Genomic DNA, 25,593 nt, shown 5'->3' on the forward strand with positions numbered 1-25,593 from the left:
GTGGAACCACGCAACTACCGCATGGTCGTGTCGACCAAGCAGGACTTCGTCACGGCCTCCGCCATCGCGGATCGCCAACTGCACCACTGGCTGGGGGTGATGAAGCGATACGACACCTCGGCCCTGGACGAGGGCCGCAACGAGATAGCCGAGGGGGTGACCCTCGACTACGACACCGTTTCCGGCCGGCACGGCGCCTACTCCCGCTGGCGCCTGCGCGAGTGGAAGGAGCGGCCGGTCCCGGGCACCTGGCAGTCCACGCTCGTCGTCCGCTCGGACCCCCGGGAGGACGACCGCCGCACCTGGATCCAGGTCGACATCGAGCACCTTCCGGCGTCCTCGACCGTGCGGCCCATCCGCGCCAACATCCCCGGTATAGCCAAGCTGCTGCTCGACGCGCTCGACACCCAGGACGGTCTCGCCGACGTCGGCACGGTCCCGAAGTTCATCGAGCCGGACGACGTTGAGGAGGTGATCGAGGAACTCTGCGACCTGGACCGCCGGCTCCCCATCGTCGTGGCGAGCGTGCCGTTCGGTAAGGACCCGGAAGCCTGGACCGAGAAGGTCGTCGAACCGGCCTTCAAGCACCTCACCGGCCTCGCCGTGATGTACGTGCTCCCCACGGACGCCCAGCAGTTGTTCGACGACGCCTTCGACTACCACCGCGTCTTCGGTGGCGGCATCCGCACCTACCTCCCGGGCGTGGACCCGGCCTGGCAACCCGACGCCCAGCGCCACCTCGTGATGTCACGGGCCACGCTGGAGGCGAACCCGAAACGCGCGGCGGCCATCCTCGCGGCCCTCCCCCAGCGGCTGGCCTCGCGCCTACCGCTCCCCGGGCCCCTGGACAACCTGCCCGTCCAGCGCACCCGCCCCCGCCCGGCGACCCACGGTTCCGGCCTGAGCGAACTCCGCGCGGAGAACGCCACCCTCACCAAGATGCTCGAAGAGGCCGAGCAGCGCGAGAACGCCTACGGGGACGTCCTGAGCGACCTGCGCCAGCAGCTCCAGATCGCTGCGGAGCAGGAGTTCGACCAGGCCGCCGAGAACCAGGACCTGTACGCCAAGCTCAAGCACGCCGAGCGCCAGGTACGGGCCCTTCAGATACGGCTCGAAAAGGCCGGTCAGTACGACCTCGCGCACGCACCCGTCGAGGAACCCGCCGACTACCCGGCCACCTTCGCCGAGATCCTCGACCGGATGGGCAAGTTCCCCCACCTGAGCTTCACGGGCAACCGCAAGATCACCAGGGAACTCGACGCCCAGTGCATCGGCAACTGGGTCGAGGTCGCCTGGGACGCCCTCCACGCGCTCAACGACTACGCCGCGGCGTCAGCCGACGGAACGGCGGGCGGCGACTTCCGCTACTGGTGTTCCCACCTGCCGGACGACTGCGAGCACCCCTTCCCGGCGGGCAAGGTCAAGATGAAGGAGTCCAAGACCGTGGGGAGCCGCGAGGACTGGCGCCGTGAGCGCACATTCCCGGTTCCCGAAGCCGTCGATCGGAGCAAGAAGCTGTTCATGGAGGCCCACCTCCGCATCGGCGGCGGCAACACGGTGGCCCCACGGCTCTACTTCCACGACGACGGCCCCAACACCGGTTTTGTGTACGTGGGTTACTTCGGCCCGCACCCCACCAACACCAAGACTTGACGGCTCAACGTCCGGAGGCGAACCGTACGAACGCGTCCCACTCCCGGCGCCGGAAGGCGAGCTGGGCACGGGCAGGGTCCTTGGAGTCCCTCACGTGCACGGCACCGGGAGCGGCGGCGACCTCCAGGCATTCGCCGCCCTCCGCTCCGCTGTAGGTGCTCCTGAACCAGGCGAGTTCGGGCGAGGTTGCGTCAGTGCTCATCTCTCTCCCAACAGTTCCTTCATCAGGGCGAGGGACTCACGCGGGGTAAGGGCCTGCCCACGAATGCTTCCGTAGCGCGCGGCCAGGATACGCACTTCCTCCACGTCAGTGATCAGCTGACCGACACCCTGCACCTCCAGGTAACCGACTTGCTGCTTCCCTTTCGGGGTCAGCAGCACGAACGGCCCGTCCACCCCTGAGTTCTCCTCACAGTCGAGCGGCAGCACTTGCAGAGTGATGTTGCGCAGCCGACCGAGCTCGACCAAGCGCTCCAACTGCCCTTGTCGCACCTTGCGTCCTCCGAGTTTGCGCCGCAGCACCGACTCGTCGATGACGGCCGTCACCATGGGCGGCGGCCACCGCGTGAGGATCTCCTGGCGGGCGAGCCGCGAGACCACCCTCTGTTCGATGGTCTCCTCGGACAGCAGGGGCTGTCGACCGTTCAGCAGGGTCCGGATGAAGTCCTCGGTCTGCAACAAGCCGGGCGGTGCAACCGTGCTGAAGAAGTTGATCTCAACCGCACCCGCTTCCAACCGCGCATAATCCCGAAACCAAGCCGGATGCCGAACCCTCGCCTTCGCCTTGGCCTTCTCCACATCCCCAACCGTGGCCTTCAACAGCCCCCGCCCGTCGAGGACTTCGTCCGCCGCCTCCAGCAACTCCCGCTGCGGCGTCCGCCGTCCCCTCTCCACCGAGGAGATCAGATCCTCGCTGTACCCCAGCCGATCCCCCAACTCCCGCTGAGTGAGCCCGGCCCGCTCCCGCAGCACCTTCACCTGCTTGCCGACCGCCCGCATCAGGTCGCTGCTCAGCTCCCCCCTCGTCATACGACTCTTGGGACTCCTCCGTCTCCGTCACGTCACCGCCATCTCACGTCACGCCCGACATCCCGTACGGAACACCATCCGTACCGGTACACGCACCCTCCGTACCGAAGGGATTCCTGGTCAGCGTAGACCGAGCCGACCACGCTCGGTGACATGCAGTCACAGATCTCCACCCCAGGGGCGACCCGGCATTTCACCCAGCTCCTCAGCGCCACACCGCGCGGGGCCCGCCTGGCCCGTCTCCTGGCGGTGCAGCAACTCGCCCAGTGGGGCTGGCCGCCCTCCTGCACCACCAGCGAGTCCGCGGCCCTTGTGGTCGCCGAGCTGGCCGCGAACGCGGTGACGCACGGCCGGGTGAGAGGCCGCTGCTTCCGCCTCAGGCTGACCGTCGAGGCGCCGGGCACCCTCCGTGTCGAGGTCGCCGACCCTCGCGGTGACCGTCAACCCCAGCCCCGTACCACCACCCTCCCCGACCCCGATGCCGAGTCCGGACGCGGCCTGCTCCTCGTCGACGCGCTCGCCACCCGCTGGGGCACGGAGCCCCGGCCGCCCTCCGGGAAAACCGTGTGGGCATGTCTCCCGCTCACCTGACGGGGAATGCGAGACAGTCCGTCCACAGACGGACACACGGCGTGGACAACGGCCGGGGAGGTGGAGAGAATCCTGATCACACCGTCGTGCTCAGCAGTGGCCGGACGCACCACCCGGCCCGGCCGGGCGGTGGCACAGGGCCGGCACGGGGGTGCCGGGTGGGGGGAAGGACGTACGCGTGGGGGAAGGCAGCGCCGCACCGCGCATCCCGCAGGGGATCGAGTTGTACGGCGGCACAGACGGAGCCGTGACATGGAGCGGTGTCGGGCTGACGGCCGAGGTGATGCGGGAGTTAGGTGCTGGGCCGTGGGCCGAGCGGGCCGGCGACCTGGCGGCGACCCGGGACATCGTCACCGAGTTACGGTCGCTGGCCACGACCGACATGGAGACCGAGTTCATCGGCGCCCTGCTGGCGACCGAGCCGGAGCCGAAACCCTGGCAGTTCGGCGAGGCCCTGGCCGAGGTGCTGCTGGAGCACTGGCACGGCGCGGTGTGGCTGTGGGACGGCGCCCGGGACCGGCGGACCCGCAAGGCGAGTCTGCCGGGCGCCGACCTGGTGGGCTTATGGGTGGCGGACGGGACGGCGACGCTGCTGTTCGGCGAGGTGAAGTCGTCGTCGGAGGGGAAGAGTCCGCCGAAGGTGATGACCGCCCGGCCGGACGGCATGATCGAGCAGCTCAAGCGGCTGTCGCAGGGGAACGACCACTTCACGCTGATGAAGTGGCTGCGCCATCGGTGCCGCAGCGCCGAGCATGTGAGTGCGTACCAGATCGCGGCCCGTCGCTTCATCAGCTCGCAGGGCAGGGACTTCCGGCTGTTCGGCTGCCTGGTGCGGGACACCGCTCCCGTGGCCGCGGACCTGAGCGGACCGGCGGCCGAGCTGGCCAAGACGGTCGTGGAGCCGATGCACGCGCTGCTGACCGCCTGGTACCTGCCGATCGGCATGGCCGCTTGGCCCGCCCACGCGGGGGTGGGTGACGGTGGCTGATCTGGGCTGGCTTGAAGGCGCGCTCGAACCGGGTCTCGTACGGGAGGCCGGTGAGCGGGCGCAGCGGGTGCTGATCGGCTCGGCGCTGCGGGCGGTCGACGCGGAGGTTCCCCAGGGTTCACCGGACAGTCACGAGGCGGTCGACTTCGCGGTGGGGGCACTGGATCTGCTGGCGTGGGACGCCATCGCGGAGGATCCGAAGGCTCCGGCCACGCGGCGGCTGTGCGGGCAGATGTTCGCCCTGGCGCGGGCGCGGCTGCCCGAGGTGGACTCTCCCGAGGCGCGGTTGGAGCTGCTGCGTACCGCCTGCCTGGGCTGGATCGCCGACGAGACGCCGCTCGCGGCCCGGCTGCTCGCGGACGTCGAGCTGCCCTCCGTACCGGATCCGGAGGAGGACTGGGAGGGCCGGGTGCGGCGCGGTACCGCGGACGCGTGGCTGCTGCTGCTGCGCAAGCGCGGGTGGGAGGACCTCGACGCACTGGACCATGTCATCGCCGGGCTGCGCGACGACCAGGCGGCGTGGGAGGAGGCGTACCTGGCGGGGGCCGGGGACGACGCCCGGCCTGCCGCTTGGTCGCTGGCCGCCCATTACCACCTGCTCAAGACGGCGGAACTGCTCGCCGAGTATCTGGCGACCGGGCACCTGATGCGGGAGAAGCGCCCCAGCCGTCACTACGGGGTACGGCAGCGCGTGCAGGCGCACTGCGACCGGGCGCTGGAAGCGGCGGTGGCCTCGGCCGACCCCGATCTGGAGGTGCTGGTCCGGCTGCTCACGGCCACGGCGGACCAGATCGTCGACAACAGCCTGTGGACGGTGGCCCGCGCGGTCAGCCCGGAAGTGAACGCCTTCGTCGCCTCCCTCGTCGACCGGGGACGGCCGCGACCGATCTTCGAGGTGCTGCCGCCGCAGCGCGTGGCCCTCGCCGAGCAGGGCCTGATCAGGACGGCGCACCGTAGCGTGGTCGTCAGCCTGCCCACCAGCGCGGGCAAGACCCTGATCGCCCAGTTCCGGATCCTCCAGGCGCTCAACGCCTACGACAAGCAGCGCGGCTGGGTCGCGTACGTTGCCCCGAACCGTGCGCTCGTGAACCAGGTGACGCGGCGACTGCGCCGCGACTTCGCCGGCCTCGGGATCGGGGTGGAGCGGGTCAGTCCGGCCCTGGAGTTCGACGGTCTCGAAGCGGACATGCTCACCGACCGCAGCGAGCGGCAGTTCCGGGTGCTGGTGTCGACACCGGAGAAACTGGACCTGCTGCTGCGGTCCGGCTGGCAGGAGAAGATCGGGCGTCCGCTGTGTCTGGTCGTGGCCGACGAGGCGCACCACCTGGGCGTGGACAAGCGCGGGATCAAACTGGAGCTGCTGCTCGCCACGGTCAACCGTGAAGCCCAGGACGCGGGATTCCTGCTCCTGACGCCCTTCATCGACAACGGGGACGTCATCGCCGAGTGGCTGGACAGCGGCAGCCGCCAGTCGGTCGGCCTGTCCGTGGACTGGACCCCGAACGACCGCATCCTGGCACTGGCCCGGCGCGAGCGCGCCCCGGGCAGCGGCGGTTTCCGGGTCGCCCTGGAACCCCTGGTCACGAGCCGGAGAACACTCAGCGTGCCGGACCTGCTGCCCCTGGACGGATACCGGCCGCTCGGACTGTCCTGGTCGCAGGTGAACAGCCCGGGCAAACTCGCCGCGGCCACGGCGACGGTTCTCGCGGCCCGCGGCCAGACCATCACGCTGGCGCAACAGCCGGGCCACGCCTGGTCGATCGCGCAGACCCTCGCGGGCGGGCGGGCCGAGCTGACGGACGAGGGCGAAGACCTGCGGGCGGTCAGGGAGGTGGTCGAGGAGGAGTTCGGCGCGGACTTCCCGCTGATGGGCCTTCTCGCCAAGGGGATCGGCGTCCACCACCGCGGTCTCCCGGACGAGATCCGGGTCGTTACGGAGTACCTGATGGAGACCGGTGACCTGGCCCACCTGGTGTCCACCACGACCATCGCCCAGGGCGTCAACTTCCCGGTGGCGAACGTCGTCCTGGCCTCGCACCAGTTCCCGTACGGCAACGACATTCCGGCGCCCGACTTCTGGAACCTCGTCGGGCGTGCCGGACGGGTCGAGCAGGGGGAGGTGGGCCTGATCGCGCTGGCCGCGGAGGACGAGCTGCGCGCCGGGAAACTGCGGCAGTTCGTCGGCCGGCAGGTGGCGGAGCTGAACTCCACCCTCGTCGAGATGGTGCGCAAGGCCATCGAGGAATACGGTCGCCTCGACCTGCACACCCTGGCGCACATCCCCGAGTGGTCGTCCTTCGTGCAGTACCTGGCCCACACCTACCGGCAGATCGGCGACCACGAGGAGTTCGCCGAGGAGGCCGAGCAGATCCTCCGCGGCACGCTGGGCTTCCAGGACCTGCGTCAGGCGAACCGCGACTGGGCGGCCCAGCTGACACGCAGCGTGCGCGAGTACGCGGAACGCCTGTCCGGAAAGGCACTGGGACTGGTCGACAGCACCGGCTTCTCATGGGAGAGCGTCGCGGGCACGCTGCAACGGCTCGGCGAGGCGCAGATCGACCGCGACGTGTGGGGCAATCCCCTGTTCGAGGGGGACCGCCGGCCCCTCGCCCAGCTGATCGGGGTCATGCTCCAGGTGCCCGAACTGCGGGAGAATCTCCAGGACATCACGGCGGAGCACGAGGGCCGTGCTGGTGACTACATCGCGCGCGTCATCCAGGACTGGGTGGGCGGCGCTTCCGTACCGCAGCTGGCCGAAGACCACTTCATGAAGGACGGTGAGAAGGACAGTCTCAAGGCCATCACCCGATGCTGCCAGCGACTCTTCGGGGAGATGGCCCCCACGGTCTCCTGGGGCCTGTCGGCGCTCCAGTCACTGACCCTGGGCCAGGAATTCGCGACCCTCACCGCCGAGGCGCAGCGCGAGCTACGGAACATCCCGTCGTACGCCTTCTACGGCGTCCGCTCCGAGGACGCCATCGCGATGCGGCTCGCCGGCGTACCGCGGTCGGCGGCGGCCCGCATGGCCGCGACGATCGCCGCCGAGGACCGCACGAGCGGCCTCGCGGCGGCGCGCAGCCGGCTCGCCGCTCTGCCCGAGACGGCCTGGCGGTCGGCCCTGGGTTCCAAGGGCCCGGCGTACCGGACGGTCTGGCGGATCCTCGACGGGGTGCAGTGACTTACCGGACGCAGGACACCCACAGCTCGTACGCCCGGCGAGCCTCCGCGAGCAGTGCGGCCGTGGCGGCCGGAGTGCCGTAGGAGTCCACGGCCCTCGCGGTCACCGTGCGCAGGTGGTCGGCTGCGATTCCGGTCCGCTCGCGCCGGACCTCGTGCTGCCGTGAGGCGAGCGCCTGGTCCCGCTCCCACATGTCCTCCAGCGTGCTGTCCCCCGGGTCCTCCACGTCGTGCACCGTGGGGATCCGGGGCAGGTCGTCCGCGGTGAGGCGCGGGACCGCGCATGCGCCGACGGCGTCGGGGAGTTCGTCGTCCTCTTCCTCGCCGAAGAGAATGCGACGCACCACCGTGCGGTCCGCCTCCGACCTGGCCACCTCGGCCGCGAGCGCGTCGAGCCGGTCGAGGAGGGCCGGGACGGCCGCATGCTCGCGGCGACGCAGCACCACATCGAGTTCCTGGACCGCTTTCTCACCGGATTCCTGCGCGTGAGCGAGCAGTTGGTTGCATCGGCCGATCTCGTCGAAGGCCCGCTGTGCGGTGCGCACCGCCTGCTCGATGTTCCGCAGTGACTGGTTCAGGTCGTCGTCCTCGCGGTCGCCCTGAACCTCCGCGTCGGGCGTTGTGCCGTACGTCGTGGTCACGCCGTTCCCCCTTTTGTTCCAGTCCCCGCGACTGATCATAAGGACACCCAGCGATCGCCTGACGACACGGGCAAACGCTGGAACGCCGATCACCTTGACACCCAACGCAGCTTGAGCATTATTAGCACTATGCCGTCTATTGAGCTCGATGAGCAGACTCACGAGAAGGTCGTGTTCGCCGCGCGCCTCATGGCGTGCACACCGTCCGAAGTGGTACGGCGGCTAGTGGAGTCATGGAGCACCCCCGAGGAGCCCGACGAAGAGCCGGACGGCGTCCGCGTCCACGCGGTGTACCGGGGCGAGCGGATCCAGGGCCTCTTCCACCCGGAAACACGCTCCCTGACGGTCACCCGGGGACCGGGGGCCGGTCAGTCCTTCTCCTCGCCAAGCGCCGCCGCCATGGCGGTGATCCAGGAACTCAACCCGGACCGGTCCCCCAACACGAACGGCTGGTTGTTCTGGCGTGTCACGAGCAGCGGCGACGAGCTGAAGTCCCTGCGCAGGTAGTCGGACTCACGCAGCAGCCGATTCTCCGCAGCCCTCCGGCAGAACCTCCACCTCTCACAAGGACACAGCTTCATGACCACCTCGGACGCACCCGCCACCCACCTGCTGATCATCAACGCCCACGAGCCCCTCGCCTGGGTCCTGGAAAACCAGCGGATGGCCTTTCCCGCCGGCCGCAGCCAGCAGTCCCTCTCCCTCCGAAAGGGCGACGAGCTCCTGCTGTACACCACACGCGGCTGCTTCGGAAATCCGACCCGGGACCTCGGACGCGTGATCGGCCTGGCCACCATCACCAGCGAGGTCCATACCCTGGACGCCCCCGTCGTCTTCCAGGAGCGCCGCTTCACCGAAGGGTGCCGGCTGCGCGTCCACGGTCTCACGCCCTTCCGCGAGGGCGTCGTCCTGCGCGATCTCGTCAACGATCTCCAGGTTTTCCCCGACCCCGCTCACTGGAGTTTCCGCATGCGCCGGGCCTCGCTCCGGCTGCCGGACGCCGACGCGGCCCTGATCAAGCGGGAGCTGCAGCCGCTCCTGAAGCCCTACGGCTCAGTGGTGGGTGACTACTCCCTCAAACGCCGGTAACGGGGCGGCCTACGCTACGACAAGGCGCCACGACACCGCCGTCCGTCCAGTGGTCGTCACGGGCGGCGGTCTCACCCGCCCGGCAGCGGAGTTCGCCGACAAGGCCAAGGCGTACGCCTTTCACCTGGGCCGGACGACAGGCAGGCTGACCCCACTCAACTCCCGCGCTCATGAGGTGTCGCTGCCCACCGAAGCACCCGGTACGCGGGAGCTCGAACCCTGGTGACCGCACAGCCGGGACGGGACGGGCTCCACCGGGGCTCCCCGTTCCGGCACCGGCCACGGAGTTCCCCAGCCCAGCCCCCGGGTGCCGATGATCCGGCATCATGACCTTCATGGCGGACGAACCGGACCTGCAGGCGGCAGCAGCGCAATTCGACCGAAGCACGGTGACGGAGGCCGAGAGGGCCGCCGAAGACGAACGCAAGCAGGTGCTGTCGCAGTTCCCCCTGGAAGAGTGGGCGACGATGCCCTTGTCGCGCTACGCCTTGGGGCAGCCCGCACCTTCCGCGGACGGACCGACGTACTGCCGGCTGCTGCAGTTCGGTACCCCGAACCTCGGCAGCATCAAGGGCGGCAGCGCCGCGAAGCACATCATGTACTACCACAACTCCGGCGAGTGGCGACTGGCCGCCCCGCTGCGTGGGATGGAGCCGCAGGAAGCGTGGGAGGCACTGCGCGGGCAGTTCGTGCGAGCCTTCGAGGCCGTGGGTGCCGGGTACTTCGACGCTGTGGACGACTTGGAGGTGCTGCGCTTCGGACCGACACTGGTGACCAAGTCCCTGGCCACATACTTCCCCGAGCATTTTCTGCCCATCTACGCGGCCGAGCACCTGCGCCGGTTCATCACCCTGCTCGGAGGCGCCGCCCAGAGCGATGCACCGGCCTGGAGCAACAACCGTCGTCTGCTGGAACTCGTCCGCTCCCGCCCGGAGTTCGACGGATGGAGCGGGCAGGAGGTCATGCGCTTCCTGTACCTGAGATTCGATCCGCGCCCGCGGCAGAACACGATCTGGAAGATCGCCCCTGGTGAGCGCGGCCGGCTGTGGGAGGAATGCCGTGACGGCGGGGTGATCCGCGTCGGGTGGGACGAGCTCGGTGATCTGGGTCAGTACCAGAGCGACACCGAGCTCAAGCAGGCGCTCGACGCGCGCTGGCCGCGCAGCAGCGGAGGCAGCCTGACACTTGCCCGGCGGTTGCTCGCCTTCCGGGACCTGGAGCCGGGAGACCGGATCGTCGCCAACCGCGGCACGGACGAGGTCCTCGCGACCGGCACCGTCAGCGGGAGTTACCGCTTCGAACCCGGCTATGCCGAATACCGGCACGTCGTTCCGGTGGCGTGGGACGTTTCGCACGCACGGAAGTTGTCGGAGCCGCAACACGGTTGGCGGTCCACGTTCGCCAAGGTCGACGCGGCCTTTTTCGCGCAGATCTCCGCGGGTCTTGCAGTTCCGGGCACACAACCCGCGCAGTCACACGTGGGTGATCCCGTCATGCTGCCCGAGGACGTCGAGAGCGTACTGGAGGCCCTGGAGCGCAAGGGGCAGGTGATCCTGCACGGGCCTCCAGGGACGGGCAAGACCCGGCTCGCGCTCGGCACCGCCCTTGCCCTCACCGGCCGGGCGGACGCTCTGAGTTCTCCGCCTGAGGAGCGCGCAGCCGCCCATGCGGAGATGTTGCGGGCCGGTCGTGTCCACATGGTGACCTTCCATCCCTCCTACGGATACGAGGACTTCGTCGAGGGCTTCAAACCGGACATGAACGTCACGGGCCCGGGACTGGCTCTCGCGCTCATCGACGGTGTGTTCCACACACTGTGCGCCCAGGCCTCTGCCCGCCCGGACGAGAAGTTCCTCCTGATCATCGACGAGATCAACCGAGGTGACCTGCCGCGCATCTTCGGCGAGTTGGTGACGCTCCTCGAACTCGACAAGCGCGGCCTGCCCCTCACGCTGCCCGTCAGTCGACGCACGTTCTCCGTACCGCCGAACGTGCGGATCATCGGGACCATGAACACGGCGGACCGCAGCATCAGCCACCTGGACGCCGCCGTCCGCCGCCGCTTCGCGTTCCTGCCGATCGACCCCGACCCGGATGTCGTGTCCGGCACCGTCGGTCCACTGGACCTGGCGCAGTTCTTCGAGTCCCTCAACACCCGGATCGCCCGGCACCTCGACGCCGACCATCAGATCGGGCACGCCTACCTGCTCCGCGACGGCGAGCCGATCGCCACCGAGGACGACCTGGCCGCCGCCTTCCACCACGAGGTGATTCCGCTGCTGGAGGACTACTGCCTCGGTCGCGCCGACCTGCTGCACCGCATCCTCGGCGGCCTCGTCGACCCGGACACCGGGCGCCCCGCGCTGATGTCGCCGCAGGACCTCGTCGCCGCGCTGGCGAGCGAGTTCACCAGTGGTACACCGGGTCCCGATGCCTGATCGCACCGAGGTACGGATCGGGGAGTACGGCTCAGCCCTGCTGGCGTACTCACAGCTCACGCCCCGTGACGTCAAGCGTCTGCGTGCCCTGCAGGCGCACGGTCGTCTCGGCTTGGACCAGACCCCGACAGGATGGCGGCTCAAGGCCGGTGCGACGGTCGGCCTACTGGTCCTCGACCGCGTCCGTCTGGTCATGGAGCCCAAGTTCGCCCTTCCCGGCGATCGGCTCATGGACTGGCTGGCATACGCCCTCGGTGCGCCGGCTCCGCTTCCGGTGGCGTCACGGCACTGGGCCACCGGCCCGGAGGGCTACGCCGACCTTGTGGCCGCGGCCCTACTGGAGCAGTGCGAGCGACTGCTGCGGGAGGGACTGCGTCGGGACTACGTACGCCGCCAGAGCCTGGAACCGGTCCTGCGGGGACGGTTGGACGTCGCGGCCCAGGCGACTCTCCGTTACGGACAGCTGGACAAGCTACACATCCGCACCTTCGACCGGGAGACGGACATCTGGGACAACCGTGTCCTGGGAACCGCGCTGCAGGTGGCCAGCGCCCTGACCACGAGTCCCGACCTGACCCGCGACCTCCACACCATCGCCGACGCGTTCCCGAAGGCCACGCCTCCCGACGCCGCCCTCCGCGCCCTGGACCGAACCCGGTACACCCCGTTGAACGCCCGCTACCGCGCCGCACACATCTGGTCCCGGCTGTTGCTGCGCGGCGGCGGCGTGACGGACATCCTCACCGACCGCGGCACCGCGGCGGACGGACTCCTGCTCGCCATGCCCGCTCTCTGGGAGGCCGTCGTCCGGCGTCTGGTCACCGACGCCGCCGCCCCGCACGGCGGGCGCGGCGTCCCCAGCAGCGGCGCGGCAGGCATCACCGTGCGGGGCGACCTCGGTATCACCTCTGCCTTCCGGCCGGACGTACTCCTCAGCCTTCCCGACCGGGACCCGACCGTGCGCGCGCTGCTACCGGTGGACGCCAAGTACAAGCGCTACGACCGCCACGGCGTCGGCGCCGAAGACGTTCACCAGCTCCTCACCTACAGCGCCGCCTACACCCCCGGCGACGATAGGCGTGCCGTAATCGTCCACCCCCGCGCCGGTGGGCACTCCTACCGTGCCCTCCGGGTCGACAGCCCGCGCGGGCGCCTCGGAAACATCCATGTCCTCGGCATCGGCACCCACGCACTCCCCCAGGAGGCGGCGGCATGGGTGGGATCGGTGCTGCCGTTGACCGACGGGTGATTCTCTCAGTATCTCCGCGGTGCTCATGAGGCGACCGTATCCGCGCTCGGATCCCTGACCAGCTCTGTCTCCGGAATGTGCGCCAGCAGCGGCGGCTCCTTGTCCCCCGCGTATCCCAAGAGCAGCCGGGTGCGGGCCCGGGTGACCAGGACGTAGTACAGCATCCGCAGACCGGCGCTGGTCGGGTCGTCGCCCGCGTCGAGATGGGTGTCAGGGACGAACACCGTGTCGAACTCCAGGCCCTTGGCACTCTTCCGGTTCAGGACGGTGACGCCGGGGCGGGTCAGGTCCAGCGTGCGGTAGCGGCCCGTGCCCTCCCCCACGTAGGTCTGGAGGCGTGAGCTGGGCATCAGGCGCTCCAGACGCTCTGTCAGGTCCATCTGGTGCCGTGTGTGGCGGAGGATGACCCCGACGCGCTCACCGGGACGGGTCCCGGCGTACTCGGCGACGTGTGCCGCCACCTGCTGTGCGTGGTCATAACGGCGCAGGGTCGGTGTCGGGCCCGCACGGTCCGGGAGAGCCGGCCGGGCTCCGCCGATGTGGAAGCGGGCTGCCAGGACTGCCACCGGGCGGGTGGTGCGGTGGGTTGCCGTCAGGTCGTGGCGGTTAGGGCCGGTGAGCAGGGAGCCGATCTCGGCGAGCGTGGACTGGGTGTCCGTGATGCGCTGGCACTCGTCGGCGAAGACGGTCGTACGGGCGCCGATCAGCCGGCACAGCCGGTAGAAGTCCAGCGGCAGGTCCTGGCCCTCATCGATCACCAGGAGCGGACCGGGGCGGCGGTACTCAGACGCGGCCACCTGAAAAACGGCTGCCCAGTCGAACCAGCCGTCGCCCTCCGTGCGCGGAGCCGGGCGGCCCGTACGGGCGCGGTGCCAGGAGTACAACCAGCCGTGGACGGTCGACACGTCCAGGCCCTGGTCCGGCCCGAGGGCCGCGGCCAGTGGCTCGAGTGACTGGCGGAGCAAATTCGAGCGGGTCAGGAGGGTGACCGGCTCTCCGGTCAGCGCGAGCATCACCGCGCGCTGTACCGCGAGGACGCTCTTGCCCGATCCCGGTGGCCCGGTGACCAGATGATGGCCGTCGAAAGGGAGGGAAGCCAGTACGTCCTGCTGGTCCGGGTCCAGCGAGAGAAAGTCCAGTACCAACGGCCCTTACTCCTCCTGGTCCACCGCGGTCGCACGGGCAGAAGTGATCACGTCCTCGAAGAAGCCGGGGACCTCGCCACCGCCGACCACGAGCACCCGGTCCAGGAGGGTGTTGCCCGTCTCGCAGCTGGTCTCCGGGAGCAGGGCGCAGGCGTGGCAGGCACCCCGGTTGAGGTTGCCGAAGCCCTGCCCGGAGTGTTCGGCGCACAGCGGGTCGGCGGAACACCAGGCCGCGGTCTCGATCATGCGCAGCAGGATCTCGGCGAGGTGCGGCGGCTCGCCCTGCTGGACCAGGCCGCCGAGGGTGCCGGCCGCGTCGCCGGCCGCCGTGTAGACGAGCAGCCCTGCCTGGTCACGGTCGGCGCGAGCGTAGACACGCTCCCGCAGACTCGCAGTGGTGTAGCCGGACTCGAACGACAGCTGCCGGATGAGCAGGTGCGCGAGCGTGTGAAGCAAGACGAATCGTGGAGCCAGCACCGTGCCGGTGTGGGCCTCCAGCCGGTCCTTCTGGAAGCTGCGGTCCAGGTCGGCCCGGATGCCGAACACCCTGTTGCGTACGGCGATATCGCGTTCCCAGTCAGCCAGACGTGCGGCGTCGAGGGTGAGGAAGACGCCCTCGCCGTAGACCTCGACCGCCGGTAGCCAGCGTAGGCGGCGGGAGGTGTCGGCAGGCACGAAGGTGGCGTCGGGGGCGACCCGGGTGAACCCCTGCAGCGCCCGCACCTCCCGCAGCCGGTCGACGAGCACCACCTTGCCGAACCGCTCCCGCAGGGTCGTCCACGGCGCCTGGTTCTCCCCGGCCAGCCCCAGGTCGGTATGCCGGACCACGAAGTCGCGGGTGGCCTCGGGCGCGGGCGCGGTGAGCGCCGCCCACTCCTCGCTGCTGAGGTCCGGGTAGACCGGCTTGTCCGGGGCGGCGGCAGTGACGGGCGTGCCGACTTCCTCGGCCAGCAGGGCGTCAAGGAGCGCGTCGTCGGCCTGGGTCTCCTGCTTGATCATCTCGCGCAGGGCCAGCGCGTTCGGGCCGTCCGGCGCGCTGCACAAGGCGAGCCACAGGGTGCTGGCCCGCACCCGTTCGGCCGCCTCGCCCTCCCAGGCCGGAGGTCCCTCGGCCTCCGGAATGTCCAGCGCGGAGTGCACCACGGGGTAGTAGAGGTTTCCGGCGGTGCGCTGCACGACCTGAACGGTCTCGCGGCAGTCGACCCGTTCCGCCGCGCGCTGCCACGGGTTGCGTCCGGAGCAGCGCAGGCCGTGCGTACCGAGGATGTCGAGGAGGTCCCGGGTGCCCCGGCACTTCGGCGCCGTACAGACGACCGAGAGAGCCTCCAGGCCCGCGGCGCGCTGTTCGACGCGGAAGCTCAGCTGTGCCCGGGAGTCCCGGGACTCCCGGGACGTGCAGGCCTGACGGTCCTCAGGGTCCAGCCGGGAGTGCGCCCAGAACCACCAGTCGACGTCGGAGAGGTGTCCCACCTTGCAGATCTGCACGAACCGCATCGGGACGAGCGGGCGCCTCGGTGAGCACTGGGGGCACTGCGGAGGCGTGCCCGGGGTCTCGTCGGCGATGCGCCAGCGCCGCATGCGGCGGCAGCTGCCGCAGAACAGCCAGGTCGGGAACCGGATGTACGGAGCTCCGGGCGCATCCTGGTTGTCGTAGCGGTCGTTGAGGGTCGGTGGGGCCGCGAAGAAGCCACTCACTCGCAGCCGTGCGGCCAGCCGGGGTGAGTCGACCGGCTGCCGTTTGCGCGGCCAGTCCCCGATGCCGGTGGCGACGAACGATTCGCCCTGGATGTCCAGGACGGCCCCGACCCCGAACGGCAGTACGGTCTGCGCCTGGCGCACCCTCAGTTTGCGGCTCACCGGTCGGCTCCCTTCACCGTGACCTGGCACTCGCGGTCGACCGTGCGCAGGGAGTGCGGGGTCTCCCACAGCCCGCCGTACTGCTCGAAGTTCTTCAGCAGGTTCAGGTGCCCCTTGCCCTGGCTCCGGTAGTACAGGGGCTTGTTCGCGTCCCGGGCCTCCTGGGCGCGCTGCTGCCATGCGGCGAGCAGCCCGTCGAGTTCGTCCCGCACGGCCTGCGCGGCACGCGGGTCGCTCGCCCGCACCCAGGCGACGAGTTCCTCGGCGAGCACCACGGCCCCCGGCAGGTGGTCCAGCAGCTCACCCGCCTGGTCCTCCGCCGCGAGTCCGAGACGGTGCCGGACGAGTACCACCAGCGCGGCGTGCAGGGCGCGCCGGCGGGCCGGCACCGACCAGGGCGTGACACTGGTCGGCTCGACGTGCCGGTACAGCGAGCGGTGGTAGACGCCGAAGGTCTCGTAGTGCGACCGGTCGCGCGGGCGGGTGGCGTTGAAGAAGGTGACGACGAGACCGGGCACCTTGTCACGTCCCACGCGGCTGGTGGCCTGGATGTACTCGGCGGTCGTCTTCGGCTGCCCCAGCATCAGCATCAGCGCGAGCCGCTTCACGTCCACACCCACCGAGAGCATGTTGGTGCAGGCGAGGAAGGAGATGGCACCCGGCTCGGTCCAGGGCTTGGCCAACCGGTCCAGCAGCACGGGCTGTTCGGCTCGGTTCAGGTTGCTGGTGAGTTCCTGCACCTGCTGGTCGGTCAGCTCCCGGGTACCTGCGGCACCGCCCATGCCGGCGAGCTGGGCGGGGATGTCGTCCCCGGTTGCGGTGATCGTCCGGCCGAGCTCGCGCAGGCTGTGGTGGTAGGCGACGAGGGTCCAGTACGCGTCCCGGTGCTCCTCCGGCAGTTCGTACGCACCCTGCAGCATCGCCGCCGCGGTGGCGACGGAGGCCCGGCCCGCGGTGTGCCCCTGGGCCATGACGCCAAGGTAGCGACGGCCCCGCCGGCCGCGATGGCTGGTGTCGGGTTCGGCGAAGTACGAGTGGCGTGCGTCGAGACCGGCGGACGGGAACAACTGCACGTCCCGGCCGTACAGCCGGCGCACCTGCTCTCCCGAACGACGGATGGTTGCCGTCGACGCCACCACCTTCGGGCCCCTGCCCCCATGCACGCACAAGGACAGCACCGCCGACTCGTACAGCCCGGTCAGCGAGCCGAGCGGGCCGGTGAGCAGGTGGAGTTCGTCCTGGATCACCAAGCTGGGCGGGCGGTTGCCCACTCCTTCGGCGCCGAAGAGCCGTCCGGCCCTGGCCTCCCACGCCAGACGCGCGAACTTGTCGACGGTGCCCAGGACGAAGGTCGGCGGCCGATCGTAGAGGTGGTCGTCGACGACGGCGACGGGCAGCTCCTTGTGAAAGAAGCACTCGTCGCGCGGACAGTAGAACGCGAAGGACGTGGCCGTGGCGCGGATGCCGTAGTCGCCCCGGTCCGCGGACTTGGCATGCGGCAGGATGCGCGTACCGCACCAGGGGCAGCGGTCGAGGATGAAGGCCTCCCCCGGGTGCGCCGCGTCCCGTAGGTCGTCGAAGGCCTGCTCCGCGTCCGCGTAGCGGTTGGGCACCGTGGTGTCGCCGACCCACAGGCCGATGGAGAACGGTTCGCTGCCGAGCCGGCGCTCGTCCGGGCGGCGCAGCCGTTCCAGAGCGCAGACCATGGTGGCGGCCCGCTGGAACTGCTGGGTGGTGAGCAGGCTCAGGGTGTAGCGGCTGAGTACGGCGGTACCGCCGCCGTACTCCTGGAAGCGGCGCAGCACCATGACGAACGCGGCCAGCAGCAGGTAGGCCTCGGTCTTGCCGCCGCCCGTGGGAAACCAGATCAGGTCGACGGTGTCCCGGTCGGGGTGGCTGGGATCCACCGTGCCGTCCAGCGCCAGCAGGAAGAAGGCCAACTGGAAGGGACGCCACGCCGCTTCCGGATCGGGGTCGGGCTCGAGGAGTATGGCCGTGCGGCGTTCCCGGCGCTCACCGGCCTGATCGCGTGCACTGTGTCGCATCTGGAGCGCCATGGCCCGGTTCGCGATCCTGAAGGCCGCGAGGATCTCCGGGCGCCGCGGATCGCAGAGCGTCTCGATGCCCGACTCGATGCGCGCGACGGCGGCCTCGATCCTGGCCAGGATGCGGTCGGCGGCCGAACGTCCCCAAGGCGGGACGTCGAGACTGCACTGCTCCTCGTACCAGGCCCGATAGCCGGCAGCGAACGCGCGAAGTTCCTCACGCAGGTCGCCGACGGCCACCTGGTCGTCCGCGAGACGGGCCAGCCGCAGGACGGGAAGATCGGTCGGCCCGGCGGCCCGGACGTCGGGAACATCGACGTGCGGCAGCAGCTCGGTCTTCAGACCCACCACTCGCCCGTCGGCGAGCACCTCTCCGACCGCGCATCCGTGACCGATGGCGTAGGTGCGGACGTGGCGGTACTGCAGGCGCAGCTCCTGCTCCTCCTCGTCCCGGCTGATCAGCGTGATGCTGGGGTACTGACGGATCCGGCCGCCAGGCACGGTGACACCCAGGCACGCCTGGAACAGCATGCGGTCCCAGGCGGGTGTGCGACTGTCCTCGTCACCGGCCCGAACGGCGTTCGCCAGGCCCACGGTGACGAGGTGCCCTTCGCTGAACGGCCGCCAGTGCACGGTCAGTTCACCCCGCCCGTCGAAGACCTTTTTCGGGTTGTCGTCCTTGGGCCCGAGGGGGATGGTCTCCTCGGGCAGCGGCTCGCGCCGCCACTGCCGGGCCCGTTCCCCCTGTTCGGTGAGGTAGCGGGCCGCGGAGCAGGTGACCTGAAGTTCCGTGGCGTCGGTGTAGAAACTGATGCCCAGTGAGGAGGGCAGCCAGGAGTTGACGGAGGGCAGCGGGTCGACGGCCGGGTTCGTGTCCTCGCGGGCCTCCTCCGTTCCACGGCCCTCGTCCTCGTCGTCCATGTCGCCCACCAGGCGCAGCTGCCCGTGCAGGTCCGCATCGCGTGGGTAGAGGGTGCCGACGAGGTACTGGCGGTCGGGCGGGAACAGCAGGACCTCACGTTCACCGTCCGCCGGACCCATCAGCTGCCCGCGCAGGTACGCGGTCAACTCGTCCCGTGGATCCATCATGCCCCCTTGCAGCGGCCGGTACGTGCACGGCCGTTCCCCACCCGGCGTCCCCACGCCGGGGCCAGGGATCCTAGCGTCGATTCCGGCACGTCAGGGCCAGTTGTCGTATCCCCGTGGCACAGTCGTCCCATGGCAGGCATGACGCCGGGCTTCCGGGGGGACAGGGAGCAGGGGCTGCGGCTGGCGCTGGGGGCGCTGCTGAGACGGCTGCGAGAGCTGGCGGCGGACGGAGCGGTGACACGCGAGGAGTTCCTCGCGGCCGCTTCCGGCCTCGGTCTCAGCGACGCCGAACTGGACCGCTTGACAGGCGAGTTGAAGAAACTGGGCATCAGAGTCGCGGCTCCTCGCCATGCGGCGGCCGAGGTCGGCGGCCGCCCGTCGCCGCTGCGGGCTGCGGCAGTGACCAGGGCAGCGACGGCGGTCCACACTCCGACGCGGAGCAGGACGGCTCACACCGGCCCGGCCGGGGCGACCGACGTGGGGCGCGCCGCCGAAAACCGGTCGCCCGACCCGATCGAACCGACAGTGCGGAGGGAAGATCTCGGCCCGAGGATGACGGCAGTCCTGAAGCTGGCGCAGCGCTACGTCGGCTCTGCCGCCCCTGCCTCTCGTTTCGTACCGGGACTGGCGCGACTGTGCGGGCTCGACGACAACGAGACCGACCGGCTGGCAGCGGCGCTGGCTGGTCCGGCACACGTGGAGTCGCCGGTACCGGTCCATCGGCCAACCGAGCCGCGGCAGGCCGGGCACAACGCGACGCACGCGGAACGACCGCGCCCGGCGCCCAGCCGCGACGAGCAGACGAAGCAGGCCGGGCGGGCAGCCACACCCACGGAGCAGCCCGCGCCGGCGTCCCCGTCGCCCACTGCGCAGCCGCAGCAGGCCGGGCAGAAAGCGAAACGGGGCCTGGAGCCCTTGCCCGCCATCCCTACCCAGCCTTCCCCACCCGTCAGGGAGAAGCAGCCGGCCGAGATCTCCGCCGCCAGATCACTGCTGGCGGAGCGCCGCTTCCTGCGCCGCCCGGCCAAACGCATCCTGACGGCACAGGAGGAAACGGGGCTGACCCTTCTGATGCGCGGGTGGCCCACCACCTCACCATCCCCGGAGCCGGCCGAGGAGGAACTCGCCGCCCTGCCGCGCAGCGACGTCCGCCGCCAGGCCTACGAGGCTCTCGTCGAGCACAACGTGGGCCTTGTCCACGAGCTGCGCAAGAAGTACACGGGCCAGGGCCTGGAGGACGAGGATCTACTTCACCACGGCGTGCTCGGCCTGATGCACGCGGTCTGCAAGTTCGACCCCGCCCGGGGCTTCAAGCTCTCGACCTACGCCTACCACTGGATCCGCCAGGCGATGACACGCGCGATCGCGGACTTCGGCAGTGCCATCCGCATTCCGGTGCACCTGCACGAGGAGATGCACAAGGTGGCCGCAGCCGAAGCAAAGCTGCATGCGCTGGGCCGTGCAGCCACCAAGGAGGCTGTCGCCGTCGCCACGGGTCTCACCGTGACCCGCGTAACGGAGATCCGTGGGATCAGCAGGGTGACCGCCTCTCTCGACCGTGAACTGTTCGAGGGCGCCAACCTCGGCGACGCCCTCTCCTACGACCTGCCTTCCCTCGGGCCCGAAGAGCTGCTGTACCCGCAGTGGTCGCGGGAGGACATCGAGCAACGGCTGCTCGCCAAGCTCGACGTCAAGTCGGCGGACATCCTGCGGCGGCGCAGCGGCCTGATCGACCAGGAAGTGCAGACCCTCGACGCGATCGGCTCCGTGTACGGCGTCACCAGGGAACGGATCCGACAGCTGGAGACCAAGGCCCGCAACCGGTTGAAGGAAATCCTCACGGAGGAAGAGCAAACCCCCTCACGCCCCGCCTCCAGGCAGCGGCCGGAGCGTCGCCCACGCACCGCGGAGCCGCGCCCCCGCGCGTTGCGGCCCGCGGCCGGAAACGACGACTTCTCAGCGCAGGGAGTGGAGCTGGCCGCCCGGCGCATGGCGTCCCGCCTCGGTCGGACTGCCCTCATCCGGCAGGCGGGACACCACGGTGCACACATCATCCGTGCGATGGCGGACGGCAGACTCTCCGGTTCGGCGGCGTCCACACGACTGCGCAGGATCCTGCTGGAATACCGATAGCGCCTCGTCGCCGCCGGTCAGGGGCCTGCCGCCCAGCAGGTCCCTGAGTAGGGTGTGCACATCGCACCGCGTGGGGAGGACGGTCCGTTGCCGCAGCTGGCATTCGCCAACACCTTCTGGGACAAGTACGAGCAGCTGGAGAAGCCGGTCCGGGCAGGGGTACGGAAGGCGATGAAGAAGTTTCAGCAACTCACCGTCGCCGAACTGCACGCCGACAAGGGTCTGCACCTGGAGTCCGTGGAAAACGCCCGCGATCCGCGCCTGCGGACCATCAGGATCACCGACTTCTGGCGGGGCGTCGTCCTCGCGCCCGAGGACGGTGGTGACACCTTCCTCCTGGTGAACGTCGTACAGCACGACAAGGCTTACGAGTGGGCCGCCAAGCGGCTCTACACGGTCAACACCGCGACGCGTGGCCTGGAGGTCCGCAATGTCGTCGCCATCGAGCAGCTCACCCCGGTGCTGGAGCAGACGGCGGCGAAGGCACAGGAGCGTTTGTTCGACGGCTTCGCGGACGCATCCCTGACCCGGCTCGGCATCGACGAGGGAACGCTGCGCGCGGCCCGCACCATCACCGACCAGGCCCAGCTGGAGGCGTTCGCCTCGCTGTTCCCCGAGGACCAGTTCGAGGTACTGCAGTTCCTCGCCGAGGGGTTCGACGAGGACACGGTCTGGCGGGAGGTCGTAGCCGTGCGCCGTCCTGCGGACGCCGGGCCCTACGACCCCGACGACCTGTCGTCCGCCATCGCCAACACGCACAGCCGTATCACCGTGGTCACGGGAGCGGAGGAACTGGAGGACATCCTCACCAAGCCGTTCGCCGCCTGGCGCATCTTCCTCCATCCCGCCCAGCGCCGGGTGGCCTACCGGGCGACCTATGCCGGCCCCGCCCAGGTCACCGGGGGCCCTGGCACGGGCAAGACCGTGGTGGCCCTGCACCGCGTCAAGCACCTGCTCCAGAGGTCGCCGCACGCAGGCAGGATCCTTCTCACCACGTACACGACCGCGCTGGCGAAGTCCCTCAGGGAGAACCTCGCGCTCCTCCTGGAGGACGAAGCCCTGCTGAAAAGGGTCGATGTCACCACGGTCGACGCCCTGGCCCGGGACGTCGTGCGCCGCCGCCGGGGCTCGGTGCCCCGGTTGTGCGACGACGCGGACGAACGCTTCCGCTGGCGCAAGATCCAGCAGATGCTCGGCCTGGAGTGGAACGAGCAGTTCCTCTCCCAGGAGTACCGGCACGTGGTGCTCGCCCAGTCGATCTCCACCGAGGACGAGTATCTGCGAGCGGTGCGGCGGGGCAGGGGCTCGGCCCTGGGTCCGGTCAAGCGGGCGCGGGTATGGCGGGCCATGAAGATGTTCGAGCAGGGCCTGCGCAAGGACGGGAAGTGCACCTACCTGCAGTTGTGCGCGGAGGCCGCCAGACTCTTGGGCGAACCAGGAGCAGGTGACCCGCCGTACGCCCATGTCGTGGTCGACGAGGCGCAGGACCTGCACCCGGTCCAGTGGCGGGTCCTGCGCGGAGCCGTCGCGCCGGGGCCGGACGACCTGTTCATCACGGGGGACCCGCACCAGCGCATCTACGACTCGCGCGTCTCGCTGGGTTCTCTCGGTATCCCGGTCGCGGGCCGTTCCAGTCGGCTGCGCATCAACTACCGCAGCACAGAGGAGATCCTCCGCTGGGCGGCGGCCCTGATGGAGGACGAACCGGTGGAGTCTCTGTCGGGCGACGGCAAGGACTCATTGGCCGGTTACCGTTCCCTCCTGCACGGCCGTAGGCCCGCCCTGAGGGATTTCGGGAGTGAGGACGCCGAACTGAGCGCGGTCGTCGCGAGGATACGTGAGTGGGTCGCAGGCGGCGCGGCGCCGGCGGAGATCGCGGTAGCCGCCCGGTTCCACCAGACGCTGGACAAGGTCAAGGCGCGACTGGAACGCGCCGGGCTGCCCGCGGCTCTGGTCAGGGAGGGGCCAGCCCAGCAGGACGTGGGGGTCCGGCTGGCCACTCTGCACGCGATGAAAGGCCTGGAATTCCGCTGCGTCGCGGTGATCGGCGTGACGGCAGGCGCCTTCCCGTTCCCGCCAGCTGTCACACCACCGGATGTGGACCGACTGCAGCACGAGGCGGACATGCTGGCCGAACGCTGCCTCCTCTTCGTGGCCTGCACGCGCGCCCGCGAGGAGCTGTATGTCTCGTACAGCGGCCAGGTCAGCCGATTCCTGCCGGCGGCATCCGAGGCGGGAGGCTGAGTCTTCCGCTGCACGGGCTCACAGCACGATGGTTGGTGGAGTCAACGAAAGGCAGACGAGTCGGGCTGTACGCCGGGTTCAGTCCGACCGGGAATGGACCAACGGGGCCCACAGCCAGCCGCTTACCCAAACGATCATTGGCCGACACAGGACGTCAAAATCGACGTGCGACATCTCTATACGGGATGTGTCAGCACTGACGAGTCACCTGGCCACGGCGTCCAACAGCGCATGCCCCAGCCCGCATCCGAGGGCCGCCCTCCTACACCTCCTGCACGCCTTGGTCGCCGATCCCGTCCAGGCGTGCCCCGAAGCCGGAAACGGCTAGCAAGGGCGGACCGCTGGCTCTTCTCGCCCATCCGAGGTACGACAGAGCGCCACATAACACCCGCAAAGCGCTCCACGCCTACACCCCGGGGGTCTGACCGGACATGATCCATTTCGCGTTCGCCGGCCGCTGCTCCACCGAGGACCTCCAAGACCCGGAGGCCTCCAGAAACTGGCAGCTCACCCGCGCCCGCGCCCTGATCGAACCCGCCGGCGGCCAGATCGTCGCCGAGTACTTCGACGTCGGACACAGCCGCTCCCTCCCCTGGAAGCGCCGCCCCCGCGCCAACGAACTCCTCCAAGCCCTCCGCGACCCGAACCGCGGATTCGACGCTGTCGTGATCGGGGAGCCGCAGCGCACGTTCTACGGCAACCAGTTCGGCAACACCTTCCCTGTCTTCGTCCACTTCCGCATCCCCTTGTGGGTCCCGGAGGTGGGCGGCCCCATCGCCCCGGACAACGAGGCCCACGACCTGGTCATGTCCGTCTTCGGCGGCATGAGCAAGGGGGAACGCAACCGCATCAAGATCCGGGTGCGGACCGCGATGAGCTCTCAGGCCCAGCTTCAGGGCCGCTATCTCGGCGGGCGGCCACCCTACGGCTACCGGATCGCCGACGCAGGCCCCCACCCCAACCCCTCGAAGGCCGTCGTCGGCCGGCGCGTCCACAAACTCGAGCTGGACCCCGCCGCCGCACCCGTCGTGCAGCGGATCTTCCGTCTGTACGTGGACGGCATGAGCTACAGCGCCATCGCCACCCAGCTCACCCGGGAAGGCATCCCCTGCCCCTCCGCCCACGACGCCACCCGCAATCCGCACCGCAAGAAGACCGCATGGCAGCAGGGCGCCGTTCGCGCCATCCTCCTCAACCCCCGCTACACCGGCCACGAGGTCTGGAACAAGCAGCGCAAGGAAGAACGCCTCCTCGACGTCGACGACGTCACCCTCGGCCACCGCACCCACATGACCCACAACCCTCCTGAGGAGTGGATCCACTCCAACGAACCCGCCCACGAAGCGATCATCAGCCCCGACCTCTTCGATGCCGCCCGCACCGTGCGCACACAGCGCGCCCGCAACCAGGGGCGGCAGGAGCGCGCCGGGAAGCGGGGCGCGCTCCCCTACGCTCTGCGCTGTCGGGTCCGGTGCAGCCTGTGCGGGCGCAAGATGCAGCCCGCCACCATCCGGAACCGCGTTTACTACCGCTGCGTGTTCAAAGAGGAAGAAGCCGCCCTCTATCCCGACCTCACCCACCCGCGCACCGTCTACCTGCGGGAAGACATCGTCTGCCAGGCCCTGGATGAGTGGATCGCCCGGGCCTTCGCCCCCGACCGGCTCTCCGCCACCATCGAAGCGCTCACCCATGCCAGCGCCGCAGCAAGCACCGCAGAGCCCCAGACCCCCGAGCAGACTCAAGCAGGCCAGGTGATCAAGGAGTGCGAGCGGCGCCTCGCCCGCTACCAGGCAGCCTTGGACGCCGGAGCCGCCCCCGCCGTCGTCACCCAGTGGATCAACGAGGCCCAGCGGGACAAGGACGCGGCGCAGAGGAAACTCGACGCGCACCCCGCCGTCACTCGGAAGAAGCAATCGCCGCTCGACGCGCGACAGATCCGGGAGGTCACTGAGAGTGTTGGAGATATTGCACGGAACTTCCAGACTGCCGCCGTCGAGAAGAAAGGCCCGCTCTACGACGCCCTGGGCATCACTATCAGCTACGAACACGCAACGAGGACCGCGACCGTTAAGTCGAGGCCCTCGTCGCCGTATCGTCAATCGTTGTGTCCGAGGGGGGACTTGAACCCCCACGCCCGATAAAGGGCACTAGCACCTCAAGCTAGCGCGTCTGCCATTCCGCCACCCGGACTAGGTGTGTGTCGCCTTGCGGGGGTGGTCCCCGTG

General features: G+C 69.7%; 16 protein-coding genes, 1 tRNA gene and 2 pseudogenes. 11 read left to right on the forward strand and 8 right to left on the reverse strand.

Features of this window, described 5'->3' with window-relative positions; genetic code table 11:
- Entirely contained in the window at positions 1–1,653 is a 1,653-nt protein-coding gene (locus OG956_RS05830) for a hypothetical protein (protein ID WP_330336861.1), read from the forward strand.
- A gap of 4 nt (positions 1,654–1,657) precedes the next feature.
- Here OG956_RS05830 and OG956_RS05835 read toward each other — a convergent pair whose 3' ends face one another.
- Positions 1,658–1,855 (reverse strand): DUF397 domain-containing protein, encoded by a 198-nt coding sequence (locus tag OG956_RS05835; RefSeq protein WP_330336862.1) that lies wholly within the window; start codon positions 1,853–1,855, stop codon positions 1,658–1,660.
- Positions 1,852–2,682, reverse strand: a complete 831-nt coding sequence (locus OG956_RS05840; protein ID WP_330336863.1) for a helix-turn-helix domain-containing protein — start codon at positions 2,680–2,682, stop codon at positions 1,852–1,854. The genes OG956_RS05835 and OG956_RS05840 overlap by 4 nt, the downstream gene beginning before the upstream one ends.
- 153 nt (positions 2,683–2,835) lie before the next feature.
- Here OG956_RS05840 and OG956_RS05845 point away from each other — a divergent pair, with 153 nt between their 5' ends.
- From OG956_RS05845 to OG956_RS05855, 3 genes are all read left to right on the forward strand, one after another.
- On the forward strand, positions 2,836–3,273 hold the full coding sequence (locus OG956_RS05845) for an ATP-binding protein (RefSeq protein ID WP_330336864.1): 438 nt from the start codon (positions 2,836–2,838) through the stop codon (positions 3,271–3,273).
- 178 nt (positions 3,274–3,451) lie between these two features.
- Positions 3,452–4,261: a hypothetical protein gene (locus OG956_RS05850; protein ID WP_330336865.1), complete on the forward strand. Its 810-nt coding sequence runs from the start codon at positions 3,452–3,454 to the stop codon at positions 4,259–4,261.
- Positions 4,254–7,439, forward strand: coding sequence for a DEAD/DEAH box helicase (locus OG956_RS05855; RefSeq protein WP_330336866.1), 3,186 nt, complete (start codon positions 4,254–4,256; stop codon positions 7,437–7,439). Before OG956_RS05850 ends, OG956_RS05855 begins: the two co-directional genes overlap by 8 nt.
- 1 nt (position 7,440) lies before the next feature.
- Here the strand turns inward: OG956_RS05855 and OG956_RS05860 are convergent, their stop codons facing one another.
- Positions 7,441–8,079 carry a hypothetical protein gene (locus OG956_RS05860; RefSeq protein WP_330336867.1) on the reverse strand — a complete coding sequence of 213 codons (639 nt, stop codon included), beginning with the start codon at positions 8,077–8,079 and terminating at the stop codon, positions 7,441–7,443.
- A 129-nt stretch (positions 8,080–8,208) separates the two neighbouring features.
- Between OG956_RS05860 and OG956_RS05865 the strand changes: the two genes are divergently transcribed.
- The 4 genes from OG956_RS05865 (at position 8,209) to OG956_RS05880 (ending at position 12,855) form a co-directional block, all read left to right on the forward strand.
- The gene (locus OG956_RS05865) at positions 8,209–8,586 is read left to right on the forward strand and encodes a hypothetical protein (protein ID WP_330336868.1); all 378 of its coding nucleotides are present in this window, start codon (positions 8,209–8,211) and stop codon (positions 8,584–8,586) included.
- 72 nt (positions 8,587–8,658) lie between these two features.
- A complete protein-coding gene (locus OG956_RS05870) occupies positions 8,659–9,168 on the forward strand; it encodes a hypothetical protein (protein ID WP_330336869.1) in 510 nt (169 codons plus the stop codon).
- Between the two features lie 335 nt (positions 9,169–9,503).
- On the forward strand, positions 9,504–11,606 hold the full coding sequence (locus OG956_RS05875) for an AAA family ATPase (protein WP_330336870.1): 2,103 nt from the start codon (positions 9,504–9,506) through the stop codon (positions 11,604–11,606).
- On the forward strand, positions 11,599–12,855 hold the full coding sequence (locus OG956_RS05880) for an McrC family protein (protein WP_330336871.1): 1,257 nt from the start codon (positions 11,599–11,601) through the stop codon (positions 12,853–12,855). Before OG956_RS05875 ends, OG956_RS05880 begins: the two co-directional genes overlap by 8 nt.
- A 23-nt stretch (positions 12,856–12,878) precedes the next feature.
- Here OG956_RS05880 and OG956_RS05885 read toward each other — a convergent pair whose 3' ends face one another.
- Genes OG956_RS05885 through OG956_RS05895 form a run of 3 tightly spaced genes read right to left on the reverse strand, consistent with a single transcriptional unit; the run spans position 12,879 to position 18,988 of the window.
- Entirely contained in the window at positions 12,879–14,000 is a 1,122-nt protein-coding gene (locus tag OG956_RS05885) for an ATP-binding domain-containing protein (RefSeq protein WP_330336872.1), read from the reverse strand.
- A gap of 6 nt (positions 14,001–14,006) precedes the next feature.
- On the reverse strand, positions 14,007–15,857 hold the full coding sequence (locus OG956_RS05890; protein ID WP_330336873.1) for a DUF1998 domain-containing protein: 1,851 nt from the start codon (positions 15,855–15,857) through the stop codon (positions 14,007–14,009).
- Positions 15,854–18,988 carry a helicase-related protein gene (locus OG956_RS05895; RefSeq protein WP_330342751.1) on the reverse strand — a complete coding sequence of 1,045 codons (3,135 nt, stop codon included), beginning with the start codon at positions 18,986–18,988 and terminating at the stop codon, positions 15,854–15,856. Before OG956_RS05895 ends, OG956_RS05890 begins: the two co-directional genes overlap by 4 nt.
- A 237-nt stretch (positions 18,989–19,225) precedes the next feature.
- Here OG956_RS05895 and OG956_RS05900 point away from each other — a divergent pair, with 237 nt between their 5' ends.
- From OG956_RS05900 to OG956_RS40195, 3 genes and pseudogenes are all read left to right on the forward strand, one after another.
- Positions 19,226–21,124 (forward strand): sigma-70 family RNA polymerase sigma factor, encoded by a 1,899-nt coding sequence (locus OG956_RS05900; protein WP_330336874.1) that lies wholly within the window; start codon positions 19,226–19,228, stop codon positions 21,122–21,124.
- An 87-nt stretch (positions 21,125–21,211) separates the two neighbouring features.
- On the forward strand, positions 21,212–23,368 hold the full coding sequence (locus tag OG956_RS05905; RefSeq protein ID WP_330336875.1) for a UvrD-helicase domain-containing protein: 2,157 nt from the start codon (positions 21,212–21,214) through the stop codon (positions 23,366–23,368).
- An 872-nt stretch (positions 23,369–24,240) separates the two neighbouring features.
- Positions 24,241–24,753 (forward strand): annotated as a pseudogene (locus OG956_RS40195) (recombinase family protein); the annotation flags it as partial.
- A 549-nt stretch (positions 24,754–25,302) separates the two neighbouring features.
- Here the strand turns inward: OG956_RS40195 and OG956_RS40200 are convergent.
- Positions 25,303–25,500 (reverse strand): annotated as a pseudogene (locus tag OG956_RS40200) (DUF3459 domain-containing protein); the annotation flags it as partial.
- Positions 25,474–25,558 (reverse strand) — tRNA-Leu (locus OG956_RS05915). The gene OG956_RS05915 and the pseudogene OG956_RS40200, both read right to left, overlap by 27 nt.
- Positions 25,559–25,593: the final 35 nt, after the last annotated feature.

This window comes from Streptomyces sp. NBC_00557, from assembly GCF_036345995.1.
Classification (GTDB): Bacteria; Actinomycetota; Actinomycetes; order Streptomycetales; family Streptomycetaceae; genus Streptomyces.